The organism is Gillisella terrae, assembly GCF_004801395.1.
GTDB classification, from domain to species: domain Bacteria; phylum Pseudomonadota; class Alphaproteobacteria; order Rhizobiales; family Rhizobiaceae; genus Allorhizobium; species Allorhizobium terrae.
Genome location: NZ_SSOA01000012.1, coordinates 38,411 through 64,148, shown reverse-complemented (window position 1 = coordinate 64,148; position 25,738 = coordinate 38,411). Strand labels below are relative to the sequence as shown.

Here is a 25,738-nt window from a genome sequence, read left to right as displayed (position 1 = left end):
AAGCCAGAGGGGGGTAAACGGCACATAAAGGCGTTTGTGTCGTGTAACTATGGTTCAATTTGAACCTGACAGACTCTAGAAGTGTTACAGCCTCCTTTGTGCGCCATATGTGGCGCACAGCGCTGTAGAGTGCCAATCCCATCAAGGCGCGGCGGCCTAAGCCTTTTCGAGATCTGCTGTCCGACCTGTCACAGCATCCGGGCTGTTGCGTAGATCTGCCTGCCGCTCCATGCGCAACACGGGTAGCGCCGTTGGATGGTGATCACGCAAAAATGCCACGAGGTGTTCGCGAATGTAGCATCTTAAATCAAAGGTTCGCCCGGCATTGCTTGCCGACACCAGAATGCGCACCTCCATTGTATTTTCTTTGAAATCCGTGACAGCCACATTGACCACCCCACCATCGTGCAGCGGCGAATTGGCGGCAAGCTCCATCACTTTTGCCCGAATAAGATCAATGGGCGCCCGATAATCAAGATAAATCATCACGGTACCGATCAGGGACGAGCTTTCGCGTGTCCAGTTCTGAAAGGGCTTTTCCATGAAATAATTGAGCGGCAACACAAGACGCCGCCAGTCCCAGAGTTTCACCACAACATAGGTGGAGGTGATTTCTTCGACATTGCCCCATTCCCCTTCCACCAGAAGAGCATCATCAATGCGGATCGGCTGGGTGACGGCCAGTTGCAGACCGGCCAGCAGGTTTTTCAACACCGGCTGCAAGGCAAGACCAACAACAATACCGGCAGCGCCCGCCGACGCCAGCAGACTGACGCCATACTGGCGAACTTCATCAAATGTCATCAGTGCCGCAGACACCGCAACCACAATGATCAGCCATTCGCAAACCCGCTTGAGAATGCGAAACTGCGTGACATGTTTGCGCGCCATCAGATTGTCGGCGGTGTCCAGCTTGAAACCGCGCAGATGAACCGTGGACCAGATGTGCAAGGCGCTTCGAGCGACCCAGGCAATCAGAAAAATCAGGCAAACCAGCATGATATGACGGATCGTATTGTCCTGCTCGCTGGTCAGCGGTGATACATGACTGGCAAAAGAGACGCCGAGAACAAAGACGGCAAGCCGGGTTGGCCGCTTGTTGCGCGAAACCATCGAGCGCCAAAGCAGATCCTTTTCGGCCACAATCCGGGTGAGCATTTCGAAAATCAGCCGATGCAGGAGCCAGCTGAAACCAAGCACCACAGTAAAAATAATCAGGCTTATCGCCCAATCGGGCAAGAAGCGGCTGAACTTTTCGATCTGCTGAATATAGAAATCCACTGTGCCTCCTGAAGCAAAGTGTTGCGCCGAAATGGTGCTGTCTCAAAGCACAAACATTTATAGCGTGATTTGGTTCGCAGGAAGAAAAAGTCAAACAAAACTGTCCTCATCCGTTCCGGCGCGTTTGCTGCATCAGGGCTCAGATCGAAATCAGCACGGCGCCCTACCGCTTCAAACTGCCCAGAATACCACGCACCAGCGCCCGGCCAATCTGATTAGCCACCTGACTGGTGATCGAGCGCGCCGCGGTTTTGATCACCGCCTCAATCACCGTTTCGCGTTGTCGCCCCGTGGCAGGCGGGCGGGCTGTGGTTTTCGCGGTTTCTTTTTCACCATCGCCAAAACCGGGCAAAGTCCAGCCGCTGGTACTGCCGCTTTCCCCGGCGGGTTCTGGATTGCGCGCCCGCTCGGCGGCCGCCAGCCGCTCAGATCGCTCCGCCAGAATTTCAAAGGCCGATTGCCGGTCCACGGTTTGATCATAGACGCCTGCCACCGCGCTCAGTGCCATCGCCCCGGCGCGCTCCGTATCGTTGAGCGGCCCAAGGCGGCCAGATGGCGGGCGGATCAAGGTACGCTCCACCATGGTGGGAGAACCTTTGGCCTCCAGCGTGGAGACCAGCGCCTCGCCAGTGCCGAGATTGGTAATGGCCTCCTCGCAGGAAAAAGCCGGATTGGGGCGAAATGTCTCGGCTGCGGCCTTCACTGCTTTTTGCTCACGCGGCGTATAGGCGCGCAGGGCGTGCTGCACCCGATTGCCCAATTGCGCCAAAACGGTCTCCGGCACATCCAGCGGGTTCTGGGTAACAAAATACACCCCTACCCCTTTTGAGCGGATCAGGCGCACCACCTGCTCCACCCGCTCGATCAAGGCTTTCGGGGCATCATTGAACAAGAGATGCGCCTCATCAAAGAAAAACACCAGTTTTGGCTTGTCCAGATCGCCAACCTCCGGCAGCTCTTCAAACAGCTCAGACAGCAACCAGAGCAGAAACGTCGCATAAAGCCGCGGGTTCATCATCAGCTTGTCGGCGGCCAGCACCGAGATGGTGCCGCGCCCATCCGGGGCAATGCGCATGATGTCGGCAATGCTCAGCGCGGGCTCGCCAAAGAAGCTGGCCGCGCCCTGGCTTTCCAGCATCAGCAAGCCGCGCTGAAGCGAGCCGACCGAGGCTTTCGAAATCAAGCCAAACTGCCCGGACAGCTCACTTGCGTGTTCGGCCATATAGGTCAGCAGCGATTGCAAATCCTTGAGATCCAGCAGCGGCAACCCGCCCTGATCGGCAATCTTGAAGGCGATGTTGAGCACACCCTCCTGCGCTTCAGATGCTTCCATCAATTGCGCAAGCAAAAGCGGCCCCATCTCGGCCATGGTGGTGCGCACCCGATGGCCCTTCTCACCGAACAAATCCCAGAATATCACCGGAAAATTCTGGAAAGCATAAGGCGAAAGCTGCACCTCCTCCGCCCTTTTAAGCAGGAAATCTTTAGGCTCACCTTTGAGTGCGATGCCAGACAGATCGCCCTTGATGTCGGCGCAAAACACCGGCACACCGGCATTGGAAAAGCTCTCGGCCATCACTTGCAGGGTCACGGTCTTGCCGGTGCCTGTGGCCCCCGTGACCAGACCATGACGATTGGCAAATTTGAGCGCCAGAAACTCCTGCTTGTTAAAACTGTCATCCGGGTTGCGGCTGGCTCCCAGAAAAAGCTTTCCCTCGTTCGGCATCACTTCACATCCCCCACACAAACCCACACCAAGCAACACGACATCATTTCGACAGGCTATTCATGGCCGGATATCTTTTGGCAAACAACACATTCTGTTGCCGCCAGCCGGGCCGCTGTTTTAAACATATCGTATAGATGTGCAAAAACCAGTGCGATCAACCAGCACATCGATAAAGCTGTCATGATTTGCTGTTCCACACCGCTGTTATGGTGCAAAACATCAAGCCTGTTGCTTGAGTTTAACAAAAGATTTGATTACGTTAACGTCAACGTCAATCTGTATTGGAGGAGCAATCCATGAGCGAACTGATCACACGCATTGCAGACAATGTTGGCATCACCCCCGATGTCGCCGAAAAGGCACTGGGCATGATGCTTGGATTTTTGCAGCGCGAAGCCGATGACGGTGCCGTTGCCCGCATGATTGAAGCCATGCCCGGCGCACCAGAGCTGGTGGCCCAGTTTAACGGCGAAGGCAAAAAGCCCGGCCTTCTCAGTGGCTTGATGAGCGCCATGGGCGGCGGCATCATGGGCCTTGGCCAGCAATTGATGGGTCTTGGCCTGGGCATGGGTGAAATCTCGGCACTGGCCAAAGAAACCATCGCCATTGCCCGCGAACATGCCGGCAATGAGGTTGTCGACGAGGTGGTTGCCTCCGTGCCGGGCCTCAGCCAGTTCGTTTGAGGTCTCGCAACGACAATTTACTGCATAATTCCTCAAATCGGAGTGGATTTAAGGTGAAAATTATGCAGCAAATTTAAAGCGTTACAACGTACCTTGTGCGTTTTATAAAACGCACGTCGCTGTAAAGCCGGGTTTCCGTGTTTCATAGAACCATGGAAACCCGGTTATTATTTTTTGGGCATATTCAGACGCGAGCAGCCTGCGCGAAACGCTCAAAACCCTTCCGAACATCCTAATTTAATTAAATATATTTTTTAAATCCCGAAGGGATAAAAGGCCAAAATTGCATAAATCAAGGCTTGTTTTTTCTGGTGTCGGCTCTTTTTTAAAGAAAAATTTACGTCCGGCACTCTGAAACCTCAATGAATGCCTGACAATATGGGCTTCTTTTTTAAATTAAGTGCAAAAAGCCCATCTACAACCCTAAATTCATGCGCCAGCTTATGTTTTTTTTAAGTTGTTTGTTTGATCTTATCGGCATATTCTCATCCGCTTAGGGAAATCATTATGCGTTCGGTTGTTACGTTATCCGTTGTCTTGTCGCTGGCGGCTACGCCTGCTTTCAGCACGACACTGGGTTTTGCCATTGCCAATTCATCTGACACTTTTCAGTCCGGTTTGCTTAAAGCTGTTGAAGATGCGGGAAAAAAGGCAGGTGCCACAGTAAAGGTGGCCGATGCCAAAGCCGATCCGGCCACGCAAATGGAGCAGATCAAAACGCTGATCGCCTCCAAGCCTGATGCTCTGATTGCCGCTATCATCGACAGCGATATGGGGGCCGAGGTCAGCAAGCTGGCCACTGCCGCCAATGTTCCGCTGGTGTTCGTGAACAACACCCCCGCCAATGCCGATAACCTGCCGCCGAAGGAAACCCTTGTCGCATCAGAGGAAGTGCAGGCCGCCACCCTGCAAGGCAAGGAAGTCTGCCGCCTCTTGAATGGTAAGGGCAAGGCTGTGATCCTCACCGGACCGCTTTATCATTCCGCCGCTCGCACACGCACGTCTGTGGTGCAGAAGATTTTCTCCGAAGCACCCTGCAATGGCATTCAGGTTGTGGAGCGCCAGTCTGCGGACTGGGAGACGGACCTTGCCGCCCAGCAAATGCGCGAATGGCTAAAGGCGGGCGTGACCTTCGATGCCGTGATCGCCAATAATGACTCCATGGCGCTGGGTGCCATTGAGGCCATGAAGCAGAATGGCATGGACATGAAAAAAATCGTCGTGGCTGGCATTGATGCCACCGCAGACGGCAAGAAGGCCATGATGGCTGGCGATCTTGCGGTGACTGTGTTGCAGGATGCCGACAACCTGGGCAAGTCCAGCGTCGATGCAGCCATGAAGCTCGCCTCCGGTGAAACTGTGCCACCGCGCATCAATGTTGCATTCAAGCTGGTAACGCCAGCCAATCTGGACCAGTTCGTCGCCAAAACCCAATAATTCGGCCTTAACCGCGAGGGTTTTCCCCTCTCTCACCCTCTTCTTGGAAATACGCGCAGCAACCCTCTGGCACCATCAAGCCATGATGCCATGAAACCGGGCACTGCGCAGAAAAGGCGGGTCTAAAGACCCGTCGCATGGAGCACATATTATGCAAGTCTGGAACAGACTGGGTATTCGCACCCAGATTTCCGCGGGCTTTCTGGCCCTGATCGCCCTGATGGGCCTTCTCATCTACGGTACCGTCGGTGGCATTCGCAATCTGGGAGCCGCCATTGCTGAACAGACAGACAATACGGATACAGCCCAGCTTTTGACAACGCTGAGCCAGGACCTGTTGAACTTTCGCGTCTATGCCGCCCGCTACACTGCCAATCATGCGCCGGAAGAGGCCGCTGCCGTGAAAAAGGCAGTGCAAGACTTCCTGCGTGACAGCGCAAGCTTCAAGGGAGAGGGAGAGATCAAGGCGACGCTGGACCAGATGCGCGCCGATGTCAGCGCCTATGACAGCGCTTTCGACAAGGTCGTGATCCTGTGGAACCGCAAGAACAGCCTTGCTGAAAAGGTGTTCGATTTCGGCCCATGGACCAACCTCGCCATTGAAGACGTGTTGCGCTCTGCCTGGAGACAGAATGACATCAGGACCATGCATGATGCCCAGGCCGTGTCGGCCACCATGTCCATGAGCCTGTTCAATTCCGGCAAGTACCAGAACGGAACAGCACAGGCCGATTACGATCAGGCCCAGCTTTATCTCAACAAGGCGCTCGAACAGCAGAAGGCGCTGGCCGAACAGCTGAAAGATAACAAGCTGCAATATAGCCGCGTCATCGCTGCTGGTCGCCTGATGGCCAATTACAGCGCTCGCCTCGCGGATTTGCAGGCCACTGTGAAGGAAAACCGGGACCTGATCGATAGCCAGCTCGGTGTTTATGGCCCACGCATTGCCCAAAAATTCGACGTCTTGCAAAAGATCGTCAATGAGCGGCTGGATGCACAAAGCACGCAGGCCATGGCCGATGCCAGCAGCACCACAACCACCACCCTGTCGTTCAGCGTTGTCATCATCGCGCTGGGTCTTGGCCTTGCCTTTGTCATCGGTCTGGTTATTTCGCGTGCTGTCACCGGCATGGCGTCGACCATGAACGCGCTGGCACGCGGCAATAATGACATTGCCATCAACGGCACGGATTATAACAACGAACTGGGGGCCATGGCCCGCTCACTTGTGGTGTTTCAGGAGACCGGTCGCGGCAAAGTGGCCGCAGAACTGGCTGCCGAACGCGCGCGCCTTGCTGCCGAGCAGGAACGCCTCAATCAGGACCGTGAAAAGGCCGAGGAAGCCCAGCGCATGGCCCATGCCTTTGAGCAGATCTCCATTGGTCTCGATGCGCTGTCTCACGGCGATCTCACCGTTCGTATCGGTGCTGTTGATGCCCGCTACGCAGAAATTCGCGATCATTTCAACAAATCTGTTGCAACGCTTGAAGAAGCCATGGGCTCTGTTATCGGCGCGGTTGCCACCATCCGTTCCGGCTTGACCGAAATTTCTTCGGCCTCCCACGACTTGGCACGGCGCACCGAACAGCAGGCCGCATCGCTGGAAGAAACCATTGCAGCGCTGGGCGATGTGTCGCGCGGCGTCAATGGCACAGCCGAAGGGGCTGGCCGCGCCCAACAGGCCGTGACTGCCGCCCGTGACAACGCCACCAAGGGCGGTGATATTGTCGCCCGTGCTGTGGAAGCCATGACCGCCATTCAGGGATCGTCTGAAAAAATCGGCAATATCATCAGCGTGATTGATGAAATTGCCTTCCAGACCAACCTTCTGGCGCTGAATGCAGGCGTTGAAGCCGCGCGTGCTGGCGAAGCGGGCAAGGGCTTCGCCGTGGTTGCGCAGGAAGTGCGCGAACTGGCCCAGCGGTCTGCCAATGCGGCCAAGGAAATCAAGACCCTGATTTCCACCTCCAGCGCGCAAGTGGATACCGGCGTTGGCCTTGTCACTGCCTCTGGCGCGTCTTTGCGCGAAATTGTCGAGCAAGTGGTTGAAATGAGCGCCACCATCACCGACATCGCCAATGCCGCCCGCGAACAGGCCACATCCTTGCGCGAAGTGACGGCCGCTGGCGACCAAATGGACAAGGTGACCCAGCAAAACGCCGCTATGGTGGAGCAGACAACGGCAGCCGCCCAAAACCTGACGCAGGAAACCGAAAATCTGGCCCACATGGTGCAGCGTTTCCGCACCAGCACCGGCCAGCACAGTCACTATCAGCGCTCTGCAGCGGCGTAATTGCTGACCTTAGAGTCTGTCAGGTTCAAATTGAACCAGACAGACTCTCGCTTTCTTTGTTTGAGTTTGTCTGATCAGAAAAACCGGTTTCCACGTTTCCCGGACAAACTCTATGCCTGCTTTCTGTGTGCGGTGCGATTGCATTAGAATTTCGTTAGAAAATCTGTGGCACTATCGCACAATTATAACACCTAGGGGTAGGCACTGAATATGCGGATCAAAACCGTTTCTGGAAAGCTTATACTCGCAGCCGGTGCTGCGATGGCGCTTATTATTGCGTCTCACACCGCATTAACTGGCTGGCAAACCAGCGAACGCGTCAATAGAGAAGTTCTGGAACTGGCTGGCGAAAAAGCGGCATCTGTTTCCAATCAAGTTGCAGTGCAAATTTCCAGCCTGGTGTCGGCAGGAACAACCTTGGCAGGTAGCATTTCAGGCCTGATCGAGAATGGCTCCCACAATCGCACCGACGTGATTGCCCTGCTGAAGGGTGTACCAACCCAATACAAAAACATGTTTGGCGCATGGATGACTGAAGTGCCAGACGTGCCGCAGGATTTGAAACTGCAAGGCACCGAGGGCACCAACAAGGTTGGCATTTTTGCGGCCTACTGGACCAAGGATGACAGCGGCGCACTCGGTTTTTCCACTTGGGTCACCAAGGTCGAAGAACAGTGGTATGCAGAGCCGCTCGCCAAGAATAAAGGCATGATCTCCCAGCCTTATATTTCGACCACGGGCAAGCTTCTGACCTCGATTTCCATCCCTGTTGTGGTCAAGGGCAAGACGGTTGGTCTGGCCGGTGTTGATATCAAGCTCGACGACCTCTCCAACTCCATTACTGCCATGACGCCGTTTGAAGGCGGCCACGTGATGCTGCTGGCAGACAATGGCAATTGGCTGGTCAACACCAATAAAGACAATCTGATGAAGCCCTACGCCGATGTCGGTGCCGCCGATGTCAAGGCCGCCCTTGCTGATGGCAAAATGCGGGTGATCCATGGTTTGCCGGATGGCTCAACACGCCTGGTCTATCCTTTCACGGCTCCGGGCATGAACAAGACATGGGCTGCCGTTCTTGATGTGCCTGGTCAGGTCTTCACCGGTCCCGTCATGAAAGAAGTGACATCAACCGCCACTGGTGGCGTGCTGGTTTTGATTATTGCCCTGGTGATGATTTACGGCGTCTCTATTCTGGTTGTTCGTCGTCCACTGGCCGATGTTGTTGCCAATGTCGAGACGATGGCAGGCGGCAATTATCAGACACCGGTATCGGGCACAGAACGCAGCGACGAATTTGGCGCTCTGGCACTTGCTCTGGATAAATTCCGCCACGATCTGGCTCATGGCCGCACCGTGCAGGCCGAGCAGGAAGCGCTGCGCGCCAGCGTGGAAAGCCAAAGAGAGCAGCAAGCCGCACTGGAAAACAGCAAGGCAGAAGATCTGCGCCATTTTGTGCAACAGGTTCAGGCTGGTTTCGACGGCTTGGCCGCTGGCGATTTGACGGTCCGCATGACCCAGAATGTCGCTCCGGAATTTGAATCGATCCGCCAAAACTTCAACACCTCTGTGGCTGCTCTTGAAGAAGCCATGGGCTCGGTCGTGATCACTGTGGGCACCATCCGTTCAGGTTTGAGCGAAATTTCGCAAGCTTCCAACGACTTGGCACGGCGCACCGAACAGCAGGCCGCATCACTGGAAGAAACCATTGCGGCGCTGGGCGATGTGTCGCGCGGTGTCAATGGTACCGCTGAAGGCGCTGGCCGTGCGCAGCATGCTGTCGCTGCTGCCCGTGACAACGCCGCCAAGGGTGGTGATATCGTGGCCCGTGCCGTGGAAGCCATGACTGCCATTCAGGGATCGTCTGAGAAAATCGGCAACATCATCGGCGTGATTGATGAAATTGCCTTCCAGACCAACCTTCTGGCGCTGAACGCAGGCGTTGAAGCGGCGCGTGCCGGTGAAGCGGGCAAGGGCTTTGCCGTGGTTGCGCAGGAAGTGCGCGAACTGGCCCAGCGTTCGGCCAATGCCGCCAAGGAAATCAAGACGCTGATTTCCACCTCCAGCGCGCAGGTGGATACCGGCGTGGGCTTGGTGACGGCGTCTGGTGAATCGCTGAAGGAAATTGTCGATCAGGTTGTGGCCATGAGCACCACCATCACCGACATCGCCAATGCCGCCCGCGAACAGGCCACATCCCTGCGCGAAGTGACAGCCGCTGGCGACCAAATGGACAAGGTGACCCAGCAAAACGCCGCCATGGTGGAGCAGACCACGGCAGCGGCGCAAAGCCTGACGCAGGAAACCGAAAATCTGGCCCATATGGTGCAGCGCTTCCGCACCAGCACCGGCCAACACGGTCACTATCACCGCTCTGCGGCTTAAACGTCATGACAATAGAATACCAAAAGGCCGGGATCGCTCCCGGCCTTTTGCATTGAAACAAGAGCAAATTACGCAAGCGTTGCCGACACTTCGGTGGAAGTGCGCATGGCGTGGCTGTAAGGGCAGACGATATGGGCGGCGGCGACCAGCTTTTCGCCGGTTTCGCGGTCAATACCGGGCAGATCAACGCTGATCGACACTTCGATGCCAAAGCCCTTGCCATCATCACGCGGACCAATACCAACCGTTGCGGTCACCTTGGCGTCTTCCGGCACCTTCACCTTCTGCTGACCGGCCGCGAACTTCAATGCGCCAAGGAAGCAGGCCGAATAACCGGCAGCAAACAGCTGCTCAGGGTTGGTGCCGGTGGCACCATTGCCGCCCAGTTCCTTTGGCGTGGTCAAGGTGACGTCCAGAACGCCGTTTTCAGAGATTGCGCGACCTTCGCGGCCACCCGTTGCAGAAGCTTTCGTGGTGTAAAGAATAGACATGGCTTTCTCCTTCTCGGTTGAACTCTTTTAGTTGTGAACCTGTGCGGCAGTGCGGTGCCGTTGGCATTTTTAATATCGCACAATTAAATTGCGCGCAACTGTTTTTTGCACATTGCATTTTTTTATCTTTCCATGACAATAACGATCAAAGATGACAATCGTTCCGCCACAGTGAGACCTGTGGTTGGCAACAAGGCTTGTTTAGGGCCAGGCTTAAGGCGGGGCTTGTTGCAGATAGACCAGCAGGATCAGGCAATGGAAGATCATGACGCGTTGAAGAAAGACCTGATATTGGACAAGCAGCTATGCTTTGCGCTTTACGGCGCATCGCTGGCGCTGACGCGCACCTACAAGCCTCTGCTGGAGCCGCTTGGCCTTACCTATCCGCAATATCTGGTGATGATGGTGTTGTGGGAAGAGGACCATCTGGCCGTCAAGTCGTTGGGGCAAAAGCTGGGGCTGGACAGTGGCACGCTCTCCCCCCTGCTCAAGCGTCTGGAACAGGCGGATTACGTCAAACGGCAGCGCGATGCAAAAGATGAGCGGCAGGTCACCGTGTCGCTGACCCCAAAGGGCCGCGAGCTGCAAGATCAGGCTGTCAATGTCATGGCAGAGGTGGGCCATGCTCTGGGATGCAGCCTTGACGAGGTGGCTGCCCTGCGCGAGCAATTGCAAGCCTTGCGCGGCAGGTTGAATGCCGCCGCGCAAGAGTAGTTTTACTGAAGCACAATGATGCGGGCCTTTTCTGGCACGCGGTCATAAAGATCAATAATATCCTGGTTCATCAGGCGCACACAGCCTGATGACATGGCCTTGCCGATGGAGTTCCATTCTGGTGAGCCATGCAGGCGATAGAGCGTGTCTTTGCCATTTTGGAAAATATACAAGGCGCGCGCACCCAAGGGATTCATCAAACCGGGAGCCATACCGCCATTGGCGGCGGAATATTTGGCCAATTGCGGCTGACGAGCCACCATTTCATCCGGCGGTGTCCATTTTGGCCATTTCTGACGCCATTGAATAACCCCCTCGCCCTGCCATGCAAAGCCTTCGCGGCCAATGCCAACGCCGTAGCGCATGGCCGTGCCGCCGCGCTCAATGAGATAGAGAAAGCGGTTTGGTGTATCGACCACAATGGTACCGACCGGATAACCGGCTGGTGCTGTAACCCGCTGACGATAATAACGCGGCGGAATCCGCTCATAGGGAATGGCGGGAATAACGAAACCGCCATCCACCATCTGCCCATACATGGCATCCAGTTCTGCCTTTGAGGGTGCCATAGGCCCCGCCCCCGCACCCGATTGCGACAACGCACCCCCAAGGGTGGGTTCTGCATAGACCGGTGGGCGATAGGGAGAAACGCAACTGGAGAGGAGAGTAGCGGCCCCAAGGCCACCAAGCGACAACAAGCCGCGGCGGGAAAGTTCAGAACGATTCATAAAGGCAACAATATCCTGCTGATCAGAGACACTTATAACATAGAGCAGGCGATTTAGTTCCGCCAAGTTAATTTTAACCAAAACTGCTTGATAATTGTCAATTTAGGCTCGATATCGATCACGTTTACGCCATCACTGGCGACCCGCGGCATAACGTCACAAAACGACAATTTCAGCCTTTGGCGACACACGCTCATACAAATCAATCACATCCTGATTGAACATGCGCACACAGCCCGACGACACCGCCTTGCCCACCGATTGCCAATCCGGCGTGCCATGCACACGATAGAGCGTATCCTTGCCATTTTGGAAAATATACATGGCGCGCGCACCCAATGGATTGCGCAAGCCCGGCTCCAACCCACCTTCTGCTGCCGAATAGGCGCGCAAATCCGGTGAGCGCGCCACCATATCATCGCTGGGTGTCCAGCGCGGCCAGGCTTTTTTGAACTGAATGACGCCACGGCCTTTCCAGGCAAAGCCTTGCTTGCCAAGCCCCACGCCATAGCGAATTGCCTTGCCGTTGCGCTCCACCAGATAAAGATAATGAGCCTGCGTATCGACCACGATGGTGCCGGGGCGCTCATTGGTGGGATAATCCACTTCCTGACGCAGAAAACGGCGATTGACCCGCTCCAGCGGAATGGCGTTCAACGTATGGCCGTCATCAACCATCTGGCCGTAAATTGCCTTTTGCATCGGCGTGGCAAAGGGCGAAGCATACGAGGTTTCATAAAGCTGATCTGGAGATTGACCCGGATATTGGCCCGAGGATTGCTCCAAAGACTGGCTCCGATCCCGGCCAGCAAACGCCGCCTGCGCCGCAGGCCCCCAGACGGGTGCCGTTTCGGCGGCAAAAACCGCAGGATTGACCGGCCGAACGCCCCGCTCAGACTGACAGCCTCCCAACAAAGCAAGCGCACAGGCTGCCACCATCAAGGAGGATGGGCGCAAACTCGCGCTTTGAGCGACAAAGGACTTCAACGACATCAAGCAACCCGCACGGATGACTGCATAATTCTTTAAATCCGAGTGGATTCAAGGCGAAAATTATGCAGCAGATTTAAAGCACGACAGCGAGTTTTGTGTGCCATATCTGGCAACCAATGCTGTCGTTATGCCGCAAGCATGGCAGCTGCGACTGGTGTCAGACTGGACAAGGCGAGAGCCCTATCGGCTGGCCATGTTGGAAACCGGATTTGCAGGGGCCTGCATGCCATAAGTCTGGTGAAACTGTGTCTGATACAGATTGCCAAGACCACTGGGCCTTTGCGGCAAAGGCCTCTCAACGGCGGGGCGATCCCAGACCGGGGCCGTTTGAGCGGCAAACACATCCGGGTCCGTCAGGGTGGTATCGGTGACAAACAAGCAGCCACCCAAGGCGAAAAGCGCCAGCCCCGTCAAAACCAGCAGAGCCGGACGGGCCAGCGCAGACAGGAAGCGAGAGAAAATTTTCAACGACATTGCCTCAATCCAGTTCGAACAGGCTCCCACCATGCCAAAGCCGACTGGCGCGAAGCTGGAGGATTTTCACAAATGCCTACCGCTTAAAAGTGCTACCGCGTCCTTTGTGCGCCATATTTGGTGAGAGGCTCTGTAAGCCAGTTTATCACAGGGTGATATTTCCTGAACACAGTGTTCATCAGAGCGAATATTTTTATTGTGCGCTGCGATTGCCGATTTCAATGGCGCTCCTTACATGGGGCTCATCGACATTTCCACGAAAGGTATTATTCGTGCTTCTTGAAAAATTGAACTGGCGTTATGCCGCAAAGAAAATGGACCCTTCCAAGGCCGTGCCAGAAGACAAGGTAGAGCGCATCGTTGAAGCTGCTCGCCTTGCGCCCACATCCAGCGGATTGCAGCCCTTCACGCTGTTGGTGGTGACCAACAAGGAAATCCGCGAAAAGATCAAGCCGATTGCGTGGAATCAGGGTCAGATTACCGATTGCTCGCATCTTCTGGTCTTTGCAGCCTGGGACAATTACACCGCAGAGCGCATCAACACCATGTTTGATCTGGTCAATGCTGAGCGTAATTTCACCAGCGAGGGCTGGGAAAACTACCGCAAAATGCTGCTGGATACCTATCCGCCCCGCGATGCGCAGGTGAATTTCGAACACGCCGCCCGTCAGGCCTATATTGCGCTTGGTCTGGCCATCACGGCTGCTGCCTTTGAAGGCGTTGATGCCACCCCGATGGAAGGCTTTGACCCGACAGCACTTGACGAGATTCTCGACCTGCGCGCCAAGGGTCTGCGCTCGGTTGCCATTTTGCCGCTTGGCTATCGTGAGCCGGAAAACGACTGGCTGGTCAACCTGAAAAAGGTGCGCCGCGCCCGCGAAGACTTCGTGATCGAGGTAAAGTAAGACAGAAGAACCGCCCCCTTACGGGGCGGTTTTTTTATGCATTGTTGGCAATTGCACGTTCTGCAACAGGCAAGCCGCGACAAAGCCACAGAAAATCAACATCGACATGCTCAGAAACACCGGGCTAAAGGCGTGAGCGTAAGTTTGCGCCACCAGTGCACGGGTATGCTCATCCAGTTGCGCCATGGCGGCCGGTGTCAGCTTTTCAATATCGGTGACGCCGGGGATGGCAGCGCTTTTCGCAATAAAGGCCGAGAGCACTGCGCCATAAATCGACATGGCCAGCGACGCACCACCCATGCGCGTCAGGGTGACTGTGCCGGTCGCGGCACCAAGATCACGCGGCTGGGCTGCATTTTGCACCCCGATAACCGGCACCTGCTGACCGATTCCCACACTGATGCCCTGCATGAGCATCAACATCGCATAGACAAAAATCGGCATGCCGACCGGCAATTGGCTGAAGATGAAAAAGGCAAGGCAACTGCCGCCCGCGCTGATCATGCCGAAGATCTTGTAGCGGCCTGTGCGCGCGATCAGCCTTCCGCTGTTGAGCGAGCCAATGGCAATGCCGCCGGTGACGGCAATGAACAAAAGCCCCGCCATGCTGGGTGACAGGCCGGTGGTGGATTGCAAAAACAGCGCGACATAATTGACCGAGCCAATGCCAACAGATCCGGAGCAAATAGACAGCACCCACAACAGGCAAACCGTGCGGCTTTTGAACAGGCTGAGCGGCACCACCGGCTCAGGCGCGCGCTTTTCCACCTGCACCCACAAGGTTGCACAGACGATGCCAAAACCCACAACGCCGAGACTGGCGGGCGCAAACATTGAGCCGAAAATCTGGCCGCTATCGGCCCAAAAGACCACGCTTGTGACAGCACCGGCCAGCAGCAAAACGCCAGCATAGTCAATTTTTGGGCGGCGCATTGGTTTGCGATAGGGCAGGAAAAAGGCAAGTCCTGCCAGCACGATAATACCTATGGGCAGATTGACCAGAAAGATCGACCGCCAGCCGATTGTATCACTCAAGAACCCGCCGAGCGTTGGACCAATGGCCCCGGAGGCCACCAGCACCAGGCTGGAATAGCTTTGATAACGCGCCCGCACCCGTGGCTCAAACAAATCGGCATTGATGGAAAAGATCGACACCATGATGCCACCGCCGCCAAGACCTTGCAGCACGCGTGCCGCAATCAGCGTGTTCATCGATACCGCCAGCCCGCAGACCAGCGAACCAATGGTGAAGATGAAAATTGCTGCCATCATCACATATTTTCGGCCAAACAGATCACCCAGCTTGCCATAAAGCGGCATGACGGCGGATGTTGCCAGCAGATAGGCCGATCCCACCCAGCCAAAGCGCTCAAGCTCGCCAAACTCACCGACAATGGTGGGCAAAGCGGTTGAGACAATCTGATTGTCCAGCGTTGCCATAAACAACGCCGTCATCAAAAAGCAATAAAGCACCACGCGCAGGCGCGCATCGGGCACCAGCGACTGAAATTCCGGCGCGGCAGGCGCTTTGGCCGCCGCGTGTGTGTGGCTATTGGTATCCATGGGAAAATCTCTCAAGTTGCAGATGCAAAATGCGCAGAGAAAAAATATTTGTCAATTGCATATATATGCTAAAAGCACATATTTTCTTGAACAGATCTTTGTGCTAGGCAGACAGAATGAACGCTGATGATTTGAACACCGAAACCTCACCTGCGCTGGATGCCTCGATTGATGGCATTGCCAACACCATGGGCCATCTGCGCATGATGATGGGCCGCAGGTTTATGTCGCGCATTGCGCTCAGCCAGTTGGCTGAGGGCCACGGTATGGAGTTGTCGCATTTTGATATCGTCAAAATCGTGGCCCACACCGGGCTATATCAGGAGGTCACGGTTGGCTCTGTGGCCGAGCAGATGCGGATTGACCCATCGCGCGCCAGCCGCATTGTGGCTGATCTGGTGCGACAGGGCATGTTGCAACGCGGTGTTTCCCAACAGGATGCCAGACGCGCTATTGTTACGCTGACCAAGCGCGGCCAGGAGTTGAACGCGCACTTTGAGCGGGTTCGCCGAGAGGTTTTGGGCCATACGCTGCAAGACTGGAGCGTAGAAGACATCCATCAGTTTGAGCAACTCTTCAGCCGCTTCATACGCGATCTTGATTGCCGCACCCCAAAGCTGTTCAAGGATATGGGATCAAAAGAACTGCAGAGCGACGAATAGAGCAGACCAGCCATTCTGCCTGAGGCAGCGTGGCCAAAACCTGTCAAACTTGAAATTGATTCCGATTTCCAGAATTATGCCGTAGGAATGACATCGTGGGACCGCGAAGAGATTGGCGCATCCCTCATCATAAAAATACTCGGGGTTCAAAATATAGTCTGGAGACCTTTCGATATGGCTTTTTCCACTGCCAGAACTGCATTTCGCTTCACCTGTTTCAGCCTGACCCTCCTTCCCCTCTCGCCGCTTTATGCCGCCTCCCCTGCCCCGGTGCAGGGCGACAATGGCATGGTGGTCACGGCCCAGCATCTGGCAACCGATGTGGGTGTGGATGTGTTGAAACATGGTGGCAATGCCGTGGATGCGGCTGTGGCCGTGGGTTATGCGCTGGCGGTGGTTTACCCAACAGCGGGCAATATCGGCGGTGGCGGCTTTATGACGCTGCGCCTCAAGGATGGCACAACGGATTTCATTGATTTTCGCGAAAAAGCCCCGCTGGCCGCCACCAAAAACATGTATCTCGATGACAAAGGCAATGTTGTGCCGCGTGCGAGCCTGGATGGTTATCTGGCCGTCGGTGTGCCCGGCACCGTCAAAGGGCTGGAGCTGGCGCGCGAAAAATACGGCACCAAAGACCGTGAGGACTTGTTGGCACCAGCCATTCAACTGGCCAAGGACGGATTTACTCTCAATCAGGGTGATGCCAGCATTTTGGCAGGCGGTGCCGCCCGCTTAGTGAAAGATCCAGAGGCAAAGAAAATATTCCTAAAGGCCGACGGCGCTCCTTATGGTGCTGGCGAAGTGCTGAAACAGCCCGATCTGGCCAAGGTGCTGGAAAGCATTTCCGCCAAAGGGCCGGATGCGTTTTATAAAGGCATGCCAGCCGAGGCCATTGCCAAGGCAAGCGAGGCTGGCAAGGGCATTTTGAGCGTTGAGGATTTTCACACCTATGCAGCGCGTGAATTAAAGCCGGTTGAGTGCGATTATCATGGCTATCACATTATTTCCTCGCCACCGCCCTCGTCTGGCGGGGTGATCATTTGCGAAATCCTCAATATTCTCGAGGCCTATCCGCTGCGTGAACAGGGTTATGGCGCGGCCAGCACGGTCAGCGAGATGGTTGAGGCCATGCGCTATGCCTATGTGGACCGCAATTCGGCCTTGGGCGATCCGGATTTCATCCAAAATCCGCTGTCAAAAATGCTCTCTAAAGATTACGCCGACGAAATCCGCGCCAAGATCACCCCCGGCGAGGCTGGAAAGTCGGCCGACCTCAAACCCTTTGGCGGCAAAGAGAGCACGGAAACCACCCATTATTCGATCATTGATAAGGATGGCAACGCCGTATCGGTGACCTATACGCTCAACGGCTCGTTTGGCGCGGGCGTTGTTGCCCCCGGCACCGGCATTTTGCTCAACAATGAGATGGATGATTTTACCTCCAAGCCGGGTGTGGCAAATCTCTATGGTCTTGTGCAGGGCGAGGCCAATGCGATTGCGCCAAAGAAGGCTCCGCTTTCCTCCATGAGCCCCACCATTGTCACCAAGGATGGCAAGCCCTTTATGGTGATTGGCAGCCCCGGCGGCTCACGCATCATCACCATCACGCTGGAAGCGATTTTGAACGTGGTGGATTTTGGCATGAACATTTCAGAAGCCGTCAATGCGCCGCGCATTCACCATCAATGGCAGCCAGACAAAGTGTATTACGAGCCCTGTGCCCTCTCGCCCGACACAATCGCCAAGCTGAAAGACATGGGCTATACGCTTGATGGCGGTGTTGGCGGCCCGGTTTGGGGTCAGGCCGCCGGTATTCTGGTGGGTGGCAAGAGCCTTGCTGACATTGTCGATGGCAAAGGCCATGGCTATTATGGAGCCATTGACAGCCGTGCGGTTGCTGGTTCTGCCAAGGGCTATTAAGCGTGAAGAACCCCTCCCCAACCCTCCCCACAAGGGGGAGGTAGCACCTCGAATACGTCGTTCAGTTCGTGCTTCTGAATGATTTGTGGTGAGAACTCATGCGCTGGCGCGGGATGCGACAGACTCCCTCCCCCTTGTGGGGAGGGTGGGGAGGGGCCATTCTTTTTGCCCGTGCACGGTTGAGCGCAACCGAACGCCGCGGCAGGCTGAGCGGTGTCATGCCGCGGCCTGCCCGGCTCTGCCCGTTACCGCGGTGCCTTTACTCGTGCCAACAGCGCCAGCGCCTCTGGCGGCGGGCGTTGCTCAACGCGGCGATAAAGACGGCAATCGGTTGAGCGCGACAGCAGCCTGTTGTTGACCATTTCGCGACGCAAAAGCACATGATCACCAAAGCCATTCAGGGCTTTCAATTGCGCATTGACCGCGCTTTCCAAAAGGTCACACTCGGCCGGAAAACCCGCCCACAGCCGCCACAGGCTTAAACGCTGGTGCGAGGTTTTTGACGGCCAGCGCAACAGCACACCGGCATCATCAAAGCAGCGCAACACCGCTTCAACCAGCCGGAAATCGACATTTTGCACCTGGGGTGCAAGCGTCAGCAACCGGCTCTGGGCCGTGCTGGAAGCGCGAAAATGCTGAAAATTGCGATAACCGACCGAGCGGGACAGAATATTCAACATCTGCACATGGCCCGGCTTTTCCGGAGCTTTTTCCAGCTCCCGCGTGATCAGCTTGGCCAGAGCCGAAATATCGGCGGCATGAAAGGGATGGATGGTGCGCGACATAGCTTTCCTCCGTAAGGGACTTGCCCTTCGATAAGCGTCCAATGCCATGCTGGAGGTTACCGGCTTTCCAAGCGGACGCCAAAGCTAGCCGTTGAAAATCATCTATGCAGGTTTAGCTCTCAAAGCCGAGCGGTAACGCCTGGGTGAACTGCTGACCCTTTCAAGATTGATAGTGGCAAATGCATTTTGATGTCAATCCCGTGCTTCCAAAGGCCCCGCGATAGCGCTAACCTGCCCGAACAGGATCACTCTTGGGAGAGCACCATGTTGAAAATTTACGGCTGCTATAAGTCGCGCGCCACTCGGGTTTTGTGGCTAACGGAGGAGCTGGAGCTGGCCTATGAGCATGTGCCGGTCATTCAGGCGGGCAAGCTGGACAATCCGCTGGCGGCAGATGCGCCGATCAACACCCAATCGCCCGCCTTTTTGGCCGTAAACCCGTTTGGGGCCATTCCCGCTCTTGAAGATGACGGCTTGGTGCTGTTTGAATCGCTGGCCATCACCCTTTATCTCGCCAAGCAATATGGCGGCGAAATGGGGCCGAAGGATTTGGAAGAAGATGCGTTGATGATGCAATGGGCGCTGTTTGCCGCAACCGAAATCGAGAGCAACGCGCTGAAAATCTCACGCATTGCTGCCGATGGCCGTCTGGACAGTGAAGCAGGCAAGAGCGAAGCCGCTGCCGCTGCCCGGCTTTTGAAACGCCCGATTGCTGTGCTTGAAAATCATTTTGCCAAAAACGAATTTACGGTGTCGGATCGCTTCACCGTTGCCGATATCAATCTGGCCGAGATTGTGCGTTATGCCCAACCCTATGCGCCGCTTCTGGACGCCAACCCCAATCTCAAGGCATGGCTGGAGCGCTGCCAGAGCCGCCCCGCGTTCAAGACCATGTGGGCGACACGGGCTGCCGAAAAGTGATGACCTATGCCAGCGAACACATCTTCAGACCTTCAGCTCTCGCCCCTTTCAAAGGGCGAGACCATGCCCGTGTTACATCTGGCCCTGCTGCCGGAACAGAGCCAGTTTGTTGCCCCGATTGACCAGATGATCGGTGAGACGGACCCAACCGTGGATTTTCACGTCGGTACCGTGGCGGGCGAAGCTGTCGCCTTTTTCAAGATTGATCGGGATTATAAAAGCAAAATCAGCACGGCACCTCTCGACGCCTGCGGCTTTGAGCCCAATGATCTGGGCCTGCGGGGCATGCTCGTTGGCGCTCAATTTCAAGGGCGGGGTTATGGCAAGGCCGTGATGGCAAAGCTCAAATCCTATTTGTGCAGCCGTTATCAGGCCCGGCATGTGTTCTTGACGGTCAATTGCCGCAACCTCGCAGCCATTCACCTCTACAGAGCCGGTGGATGGGAAGATACCGGCCAGCTCTATCTGGGCGGCAAATCCGGGCCGCAGCATATTTTCAGGCTAACACTCAGATAATGATCCGCCGCTCACCATTGCGTGTTCGGCCTTGAAATTTTGGTGGCGATTTCGATGTTTCTCCATAACTGGTGCTGTCATGATGGTGGTGCCAAAACAGGAAACATTGTCATGACCTCACGTTTGAAACGGACCTCCTCTCTTCTCGTCACCGGCTTCCTGGCTTTAAGCACCGGCATCGCCGCCCATGCGGCAGATAATGTGCGCGTGCGCGGCAAGATCGAGAGTTTTAAAGGCTCGACCCTTGTGGTCAAAACCCGCGAGGGCGACACCGCGACAATCAAGCTGAAACAAGGCTGGAAACCGTCCAGCCTTGCCAAATCATCGGTGGATGCCATCAAGCCCGGCGATTTTGTTGGCGTCACCTCCATTCCCACCGCGGACGGCAAAAACGGAGCGGTGGAAGTGCTGATTTTCCCGGCCGCCATGAAGGGCACCGGCGAAGGCAGCTACGCCTGGGATTTGCAGCCCAACAGCACCATGACCAATGCAACCGTTGCCAAAGCCGTAAAATCGGTCAATGGCCACAGCCTCACCCTCACCTATAAAGGCGGCGAAAAGGTCATTTCCATTGCCGATAGTACGCCGATTGTGACCACAGCCCCGGCAACGGAAGCAGACCTCAAGCCCGGTGCCACCGTGTTTGTGCCCTCCCAAAAAGCGGCTGATGGCAGCCTGACCAGCGGGCGCGTGGTGGTGGGCAAAAACGGCGTTGAGCCGCCGATGTAACAGGGGCGTTATGCCACGCCCGGCACATCACTGAGCGCGTACCACACCGGAATGCCGCGCTCAGTGGCGATTTTCACATCATTGTCGGCACCCTTGGAAGCGCCGGGCAAGCGCAGAACCCCTTCGCATAATTGCAACAGGCGATGGGCAACCGGATGGAAAATTTCCTCGTAAAGGTCATCACCAATGGTCTGCCCGCCGGCTGCATTCCACACCGGCAGTGCCACCCATTCGCCAATCATCGGTACATGCCCCGCCTTGAACAAGGCATAGGATGGCGCTTCCAGCGCCTTCAGGTTGGCCGCCATTTTCACCGGGTCATCACCCGTGCCAGAACGATAAGGCCCCGCAATCAAAATCAGCATTTCTCTCTCCTCAGATATGCATGCCCCCTTTGGCCATGCACGGACATGCGTGAATCTGCACGAAATCACTTGAGAGTCGAGTCATTTTCTTTTACTCATGCATTATCGTAAATTTTCATGCGGTTTCGTGCAATGCTCACCAGCCAACGCAAATCCCTCATCCTCTCCCGCTTGCAGCGAGATGGCCGCGTGCTGGCCAAGGATATCGCCCTTGAACTTGAGGTGTCTGAGGACACAATCCGGCGCGACATGCGCGATATGGCAGCCGCCGGACTTTTAAGTCGTGTGCATGGCGGTGCGCTGCCGATCGCGCCGGATTTGCCAGATTTTTCGACCCGCAAAAGCTTTGCCACCGCCGAAAAGCGCGCTCTCGCAGCAGCGGCCGTGACGCTCATTCAGCCCCAGCAGATGATTTTTCTGGATGGTGGCACCACAAATGCGGAAATAGCCCGGCTGCTGCCGCAAAACGTCGGCCTGACCATTGTGACCCACAGCCCAACCATTGCCATGGAGCTGGAAAATCGCAGCGACATTGAGGTCATTCTGATTGGCGGGCGGCTCTATCGTCACTCCATGGTGGCGGTGGGCGCACTCGCTTCTGAAGCTATTGCAAGGCTGCGACCAGACTTGTTTTTTCTCGGTGCCACCGCCCTGCACCCCCAGCATGGTGCCACCACCGGCGACGCCGAAGAAGCCGCCATCAAACGGCTGATCACATCCATCAGCGCCGAAACCTGGCTTTGCCTGACCACCGATAAACTGGACATGCTCTCGCCGTGTCAGATCGTGCCGCTGAGCGGGCTGTCTGGGGTGATGGTGAAAGACGTGGGCGAAGAACGGCTGATCTCTTATCGGCAGACGGGCCTCGAGATCATGCTGATTTAACCAAACAGCACATCCGTGACCCGAACATCGCCCACATGGCGGCCGTTCCAGTTGTGCATGGGTTTGTTGGTCATGGCCATCAGGGCGGCATGTTCAGTGCTGTCCTTTTCGAAATAGCGGGAAAGCAATGCTGTGACCATGGCTTCAGCGGCGCGGGTGGCTCCGTCTTCGGCTTTCACGGCAATGGACAGGCCTTGTTCGGGAAGGACTGCGCAGAACACGCCTTCGGCTCCGGTTTTGGCAAAGATTTTGCCGGGTGCGGCCTGCATGATCGCTGTGCAGGCGCGTTTGGTGCCAGCCACATAGAAGGGCTCTGCCATGCAGGCATCCATCAGGCGTTTGGAGGCTTTGGCGCGCAAGGGCGCAAGCCCCTGCCCCGTGCCCATTTTGGCAAAGCCATGCGCCAAAGCCTTCAGCGGCACGGCATAGGTGGGAATGGAGCAGCCATCGGTGCCGCAAGTGTCATGATCCAGCACGGCACCTGTCAGGCTCTGCATGGTGTCGCGAATGTCTTGCTGCAAAGGGTGGTCGTATTCCACATAGCCTTTGGGGTCATACCCCATATGGACACACGTGCAGATAAAGCCGCAATGCTTGCCGGAGCAATTGTTATGCAGGGCATTTGGCTTTTCCAGTGTTCTGGCCTGATGAATCAATGTTTGCTGGTGGGACGACCAATGCGCGCCGCATTCCAGCACGGTTTCATCGCGCCCCGCTTTGGCCAGCATGGCCGCCGCTGTTGCCACATGCTCATCCTCGCCGGAATGTGACGAGCAGGCCAGCGCCAGCTGTTGATCACTCAAGCCAAAAGCATCCGCCGCACCGCTCTCAATCAGCGGCAGCGCCTGCATGGCCTTGCAGGCCGAGCGCGGAAAGGTAAGCGCATCGATGTCGCCTGCGGAAAACACAATCTTGCCATCGCCATCAACCACCACGACTGTGCCGCGATGACGGCTTTCCACACGATTGCCACGGGTGACTTCAACGGTGACGGGATTGTTCATGGCTGGCCTCGGCAAAAGGAAGGATGATGCGGGTGTGATAAACGCCTCAACGCCGTTTGCCAATCATCTTCACATAAATGGAGTCTGTCTTGGCGGCAAAGCCGGAACATCCATATGATCAGGCGTAAGCTCTGCCCGCGCCCGCTCCGCCATCATCTCATAGGCCGTTTCCAGATGGCGCGTGAAGCGATCGGTGTCAAACAGCGGCGCTTTGAAACGATGCTCCTCCAACCGCTGCTTTACTGCTTGCAACTGTGCAGGATTGGTTGCCAAGTGTGCCGCCAGCGCCACAAACGCATCGTCATCCTCCGCCACCAGATCACCAAGGTCGATAGCGCGCAGCAGGCTTTCAGATACTCTTGCTGCAAAGCAATTGCCCTTTTTGGTCACCACCGGCAGGCCAGTCCACAGCATATCGGAGGTTGTGGTGTGGCCGTTGTAAGGAAAACTGTCGAGTGCAAGATCGGCCAGCGGCAGGCGGTTGACGTGCAAAGCGTAATCCTGCTTGTCAGCAAAATGCAGCCGCTTGGGATCAACACCATGGGCTTGAAACGCGGCGCGCAAACTCTTTCTGGCAAAGGCATCCCAGCACATGATCCACAACAGGCTTTCTGGCACGGCCAGCAAAATGCGCGCCCATAAGTCCAGAGTCTGAGGGCTTATTTTTTGCACGCCATTAAAGGATGCAAACACAAATGCATCCTGTGGCAGGCCATATTGCTTGCGGCTTAAAGGCCGCGCTTTGGGTCGGCTTGAGGTGCTGTTGGGCTGATAGGTTTCTGGCAGGCGGCAGAATTTTTCACCAAAGAAAGCAGAGGAACTGGCTGGCGTGACAACGGGATCGGAGATCACATAATCCAGATCAACACCGGCAACCGTGCCCGGAAAGCCAAGCCATGTGGCTTTTATCGGCGCGCTGGACAGGTTGACAATGCCCAACCGCGCACCGGGGGTGTGGCCTTTCAGATCGACCAGAATATCAACGCCTCGCCGGTCAATTTCTGCCGCAGCATCGGCATCGGAGAGGTCGCGCACAGAGACAATCTCGCTTTGCAACAGCGCTGGCATCTGGGCTTGGGCGGCTGCGGCCTTGGCATCGGTGTGGCAAAACAGGGTGATATCAAAGCGCGTCCGGTCATGGGCCACAAGGCCATCCAGCATCAGCATCATGGTAGCATGGGCTGAAAAATCACTGGAAAGATAGCCAATATGCAGTCTTTCACCTTTTGGTCGGCAGCGTCGCCGCGTGTTGGGGCGTTGCGCATAGCTTGCCGCCAAAAAACGGCTTTGCAGGTTTGGAGAGGCCAAAAGCGCCTCATTCTCGCACCACAACAGGCGATTCAGGGCATCTTCGCGCTCCAGCACGTCGCGGTTGAAGGGTGAATCGAGATTTTGCATCATCTGCTGATGGCGCGAAATCGTGGCAAAATCGGCCCGCACATGGGCCGAGGCAAGGCGCACACCTTCAATCACCACGTCATCTGCCAACGTCTGCTCAATCTCGCGCAGCAAGCCATCCAACGCCTCCAGCTCGCCATGGAGTTGCAAAAGATTGGCGGCAAAAAACATCGCCGGACCACTTTTGCGATCCATAAACGGCACCAGACTGCACGCCGCCTTTCGCGCGGCCGCATCCCATGGCTCCACCACCACCTGCGCCATGCTCAACACAAATTCGGCATCATCGCGATTGGCAAGCGCTGCTTTCAGGCCAATGCGGCGCAAAGGCTCAATCGCGCTGGCCTGCTGGCACAGGGTTGCCGCCAGTTTGAGAAAGACAGAAGCCTGTGCGGGATTGCCTGCTGCCGCCTGTTCAAAAGCCAATGCAGCCCCCAAGGCATCGCCGCGTTTGGCATATATATTGCCAATCAAAGCCTGGGCCATGGCGTGTTCCGCACGATTTTTGCTGGGCACAGCCTGCGCCGTTTTGAGGGCTTCATCGAGATGGCCCGCCTGATAGGCCTGCACTGCCGCCTGCACTTTGCTCACACCTGTTCCGCCCTTTTCCCTGATCACATTTGCTCAACCGCGTGTAAACCAGAGACTTTGCTTGAAACTGGCGTTGCCAGACCATGCGGGACTTTCGCATGGACGATCCGCTTTGCCGCGTAAATTCGTGCCCGCGTAAATTCGTGATTGTTTAACAACATCTTAAACAGCTCTTCGGCACCGCAGCAGCGAATTGCGGTTGACATTTTTGCGCAATAAGTGAGTATTTGCCCACTGACGAGGCGATTGCTCATTTCAGGCAAGGCGAACGCTCAGGAAAAGCGCG

23 protein-coding genes are annotated in these 25,738 nt (G+C 56.0%); 12 read left to right on the top strand and 11 right to left on the bottom strand.

All coding sequences use genetic code 11. The features are described from left to right. Window positions 1-156: 156 nt before the first annotated feature. Both E6C51_RS17570 and E6C51_RS17565 read right to left on the bottom strand, forming a co-directional pair. Window positions 157-1,281, bottom strand: coding sequence for a mechanosensitive ion channel family protein (locus tag E6C51_RS17570; RefSeq protein WP_230987416.1), 1,125 nt, complete (start codon window positions 1,279-1,281; stop codon window positions 157-159). 163 nt (window positions 1,282-1,444) lie between these two features. Continuing rightward, on the bottom strand, window positions 1,445-3,007 hold the full coding sequence (locus E6C51_RS17565; protein WP_190236950.1) for a helicase HerA-like C-terminal domain-containing protein: 1,563 nt from the start codon (window positions 3,005-3,007) through the stop codon (window positions 1,445-1,447). A gap of 299 nt (window positions 3,008-3,306) precedes the next feature. Here E6C51_RS17565 and E6C51_RS17560 point away from each other — a divergent pair, with 299 nt between their 5' ends. The 4 genes from E6C51_RS17560 (at window position 3,307) to E6C51_RS17545 (ending at window position 9,808) form a co-directional block, all read left to right on the top strand. Continuing rightward, entirely contained in the window at window positions 3,307-3,693 is a 387-nt protein-coding gene (locus tag E6C51_RS17560) for a hypothetical protein (protein ID WP_146936538.1), read from the top strand. A 507-nt stretch (window positions 3,694-4,200) separates the two neighbouring features. Further along, window positions 4,201-5,130, top strand: coding sequence for a substrate-binding domain-containing protein (locus E6C51_RS17555; RefSeq protein ID WP_146936536.1), 930 nt, complete (start codon window positions 4,201-4,203; stop codon window positions 5,128-5,130). A gap of 151 nt (window positions 5,131-5,281) precedes the next feature. Next, a complete protein-coding gene (locus E6C51_RS17550) occupies window positions 5,282-7,423 on the top strand; it encodes a methyl-accepting chemotaxis protein (RefSeq protein ID WP_230987414.1) in 2,142 nt (713 codons plus the stop codon). A 210-nt stretch (window positions 7,424-7,633) separates the two neighbouring features. Beyond that, on the top strand, window positions 7,634-9,808 hold the full coding sequence (locus E6C51_RS17545) for a methyl-accepting chemotaxis protein (RefSeq protein ID WP_190236949.1): 2,175 nt from the start codon (window positions 7,634-7,636) through the stop codon (window positions 9,806-9,808). Between the two features lie 68 nt (window positions 9,809-9,876). Here the strand turns inward: E6C51_RS17545 and E6C51_RS17540 are convergent, their stop codons facing one another. Then, entirely contained in the window at window positions 9,877-10,299 is a 423-nt protein-coding gene (locus E6C51_RS17540; RefSeq protein ID WP_190236948.1) for an organic hydroperoxide resistance protein, read from the bottom strand. A 255-nt stretch (window positions 10,300-10,554) separates the two neighbouring features. On the opposite strand from E6C51_RS17540, the gene E6C51_RS17535 reads away from it, so the two are divergent. Further along, complete coding sequence (locus E6C51_RS17535) at window positions 10,555-11,013, top strand: MarR family winged helix-turn-helix transcriptional regulator (RefSeq protein WP_190236947.1); 459 nt, start codon at window positions 10,555-10,557, stop codon at window positions 11,011-11,013. A gap of 2 nt (window positions 11,014-11,015) precedes the next feature. Here E6C51_RS17535 and E6C51_RS17530 read toward each other — a convergent pair whose 3' ends face one another. The 3 genes from E6C51_RS17530 to E6C51_RS17520 all read right to left on the bottom strand — a co-directional run bounded on the left by E6C51_RS17530 (window position 11,016) and on the right by E6C51_RS17520 (window position 13,208). Next, entirely contained in the window at window positions 11,016-11,741 is a 726-nt protein-coding gene (locus E6C51_RS17530; RefSeq protein WP_146936526.1) for a L,D-transpeptidase, read from the bottom strand. 156 nt (window positions 11,742-11,897) lie between these two features. Continuing rightward, entirely contained in the window at window positions 11,898-12,734 is an 837-nt protein-coding gene (locus tag E6C51_RS17525) for a L,D-transpeptidase (protein ID WP_230987411.1), read from the bottom strand. Window positions 12,735-12,914: 180 nt separating this feature from the next. After that, on the bottom strand, window positions 12,915-13,208 hold the full coding sequence (locus E6C51_RS17520; RefSeq protein ID WP_190236946.1) for a hypothetical protein: 294 nt from the start codon (window positions 13,206-13,208) through the stop codon (window positions 12,915-12,917). Between the two features lie 272 nt (window positions 13,209-13,480). On the opposite strand from E6C51_RS17520, the gene E6C51_RS17515 reads away from it, so the two are divergent. Further along, entirely contained in the window at window positions 13,481-14,113 is a 633-nt protein-coding gene (locus tag E6C51_RS17515) for an NAD(P)H-dependent oxidoreductase (protein ID WP_190236945.1), read from the top strand. 18 nt (window positions 14,114-14,131) lie between these two features. Here E6C51_RS17515 and E6C51_RS17510 read toward each other — a convergent pair whose 3' ends face one another. Beyond that, window positions 14,132-15,676, bottom strand: a complete 1,545-nt coding sequence (locus E6C51_RS17510; protein ID WP_190236944.1) for an MDR family MFS transporter — start codon at window positions 15,674-15,676, stop codon at window positions 14,132-14,134. Window positions 15,677-15,792: 116 nt separating this feature from the next. Here E6C51_RS17510 and E6C51_RS17505 point away from each other — a divergent pair, with 116 nt between their 5' ends. Then, window positions 15,793-16,338: a MarR family winged helix-turn-helix transcriptional regulator gene (locus tag E6C51_RS17505; RefSeq protein WP_230987410.1), complete on the top strand. Its 546-nt coding sequence runs from the start codon at window positions 15,793-15,795 to the stop codon at window positions 16,336-16,338. A gap of 174 nt (window positions 16,339-16,512) precedes the next feature. Further along, window positions 16,513-18,258 (top strand): gamma-glutamyltransferase, encoded by a 1,746-nt coding sequence (gene ggt, locus E6C51_RS17500; RefSeq protein WP_190236943.1) that lies wholly within the window; start codon window positions 16,513-16,515, stop codon window positions 18,256-18,258. A gap of 245 nt (window positions 18,259-18,503) precedes the next feature. Here ggt and E6C51_RS17495 read toward each other — a convergent pair whose 3' ends face one another. Beyond that, on the bottom strand, window positions 18,504-19,043 hold the full coding sequence (locus E6C51_RS17495) for a DUF2087 domain-containing protein (RefSeq protein ID WP_190236942.1): 540 nt from the start codon (window positions 19,041-19,043) through the stop codon (window positions 18,504-18,506). A 264-nt stretch (window positions 19,044-19,307) separates the two neighbouring features. Between E6C51_RS17495 and E6C51_RS17490 the strand changes: the two genes are divergently transcribed. From E6C51_RS17490 to E6C51_RS17480, 3 genes are all read left to right on the top strand, one after another. Then, the gene (locus E6C51_RS17490) at window positions 19,308-19,964 is read left to right on the top strand and encodes a glutathione S-transferase family protein (protein ID WP_146936514.1); all 657 of its coding nucleotides are present in this window, start codon (window positions 19,308-19,310) and stop codon (window positions 19,962-19,964) included. A 6-nt stretch (window positions 19,965-19,970) separates the two neighbouring features. Further along, on the top strand, window positions 19,971-20,480 hold the full coding sequence (locus E6C51_RS17485) for a GNAT family N-acetyltransferase (protein ID WP_190236941.1): 510 nt from the start codon (window positions 19,971-19,973) through the stop codon (window positions 20,478-20,480). 111 nt (window positions 20,481-20,591) lie between these two features. Beyond that, complete coding sequence (locus E6C51_RS17480) at window positions 20,592-21,209, top strand: hypothetical protein (protein WP_190236940.1); 618 nt, start codon at window positions 20,592-20,594, stop codon at window positions 21,207-21,209. A gap of 8 nt (window positions 21,210-21,217) precedes the next feature. Here the strand turns inward: E6C51_RS17480 and E6C51_RS17475 are convergent, their stop codons facing one another. Then, a complete protein-coding gene (locus E6C51_RS17475) occupies window positions 21,218-21,574 on the bottom strand; it encodes a DUF4406 domain-containing protein (protein WP_190236939.1) in 357 nt (118 codons plus the stop codon). A 132-nt stretch (window positions 21,575-21,706) separates the two neighbouring features. Between E6C51_RS17475 and E6C51_RS17470 the strand changes: the two genes are divergently transcribed. Beyond that, window positions 21,707-22,459: a DeoR/GlpR family DNA-binding transcription regulator gene (locus E6C51_RS17470; protein ID WP_190236938.1), complete on the top strand. Its 753-nt coding sequence runs from the start codon at window positions 21,707-21,709 to the stop codon at window positions 22,457-22,459. On the opposite strand, the gene E6C51_RS17465 is transcribed toward E6C51_RS17470, so the two are convergent. Next, complete coding sequence (locus E6C51_RS17465) at window positions 22,456-23,463, bottom strand: asparaginase (protein WP_190236937.1); 1,008 nt, start codon at window positions 23,461-23,463, stop codon at window positions 22,456-22,458. The two genes, E6C51_RS17470 and E6C51_RS17465, sit on opposite strands and share 4 nt — an antisense overlap. Window positions 23,464-23,532: 69 nt before the next feature. Then, window positions 23,533-25,452, bottom strand: coding sequence for an O-linked N-acetylglucosamine transferase, SPINDLY family protein (locus tag E6C51_RS17460; RefSeq protein WP_190236936.1), 1,920 nt, complete (start codon window positions 25,450-25,452; stop codon window positions 23,533-23,535). Window positions 25,453-25,738: the final 286 nt, after the last annotated feature.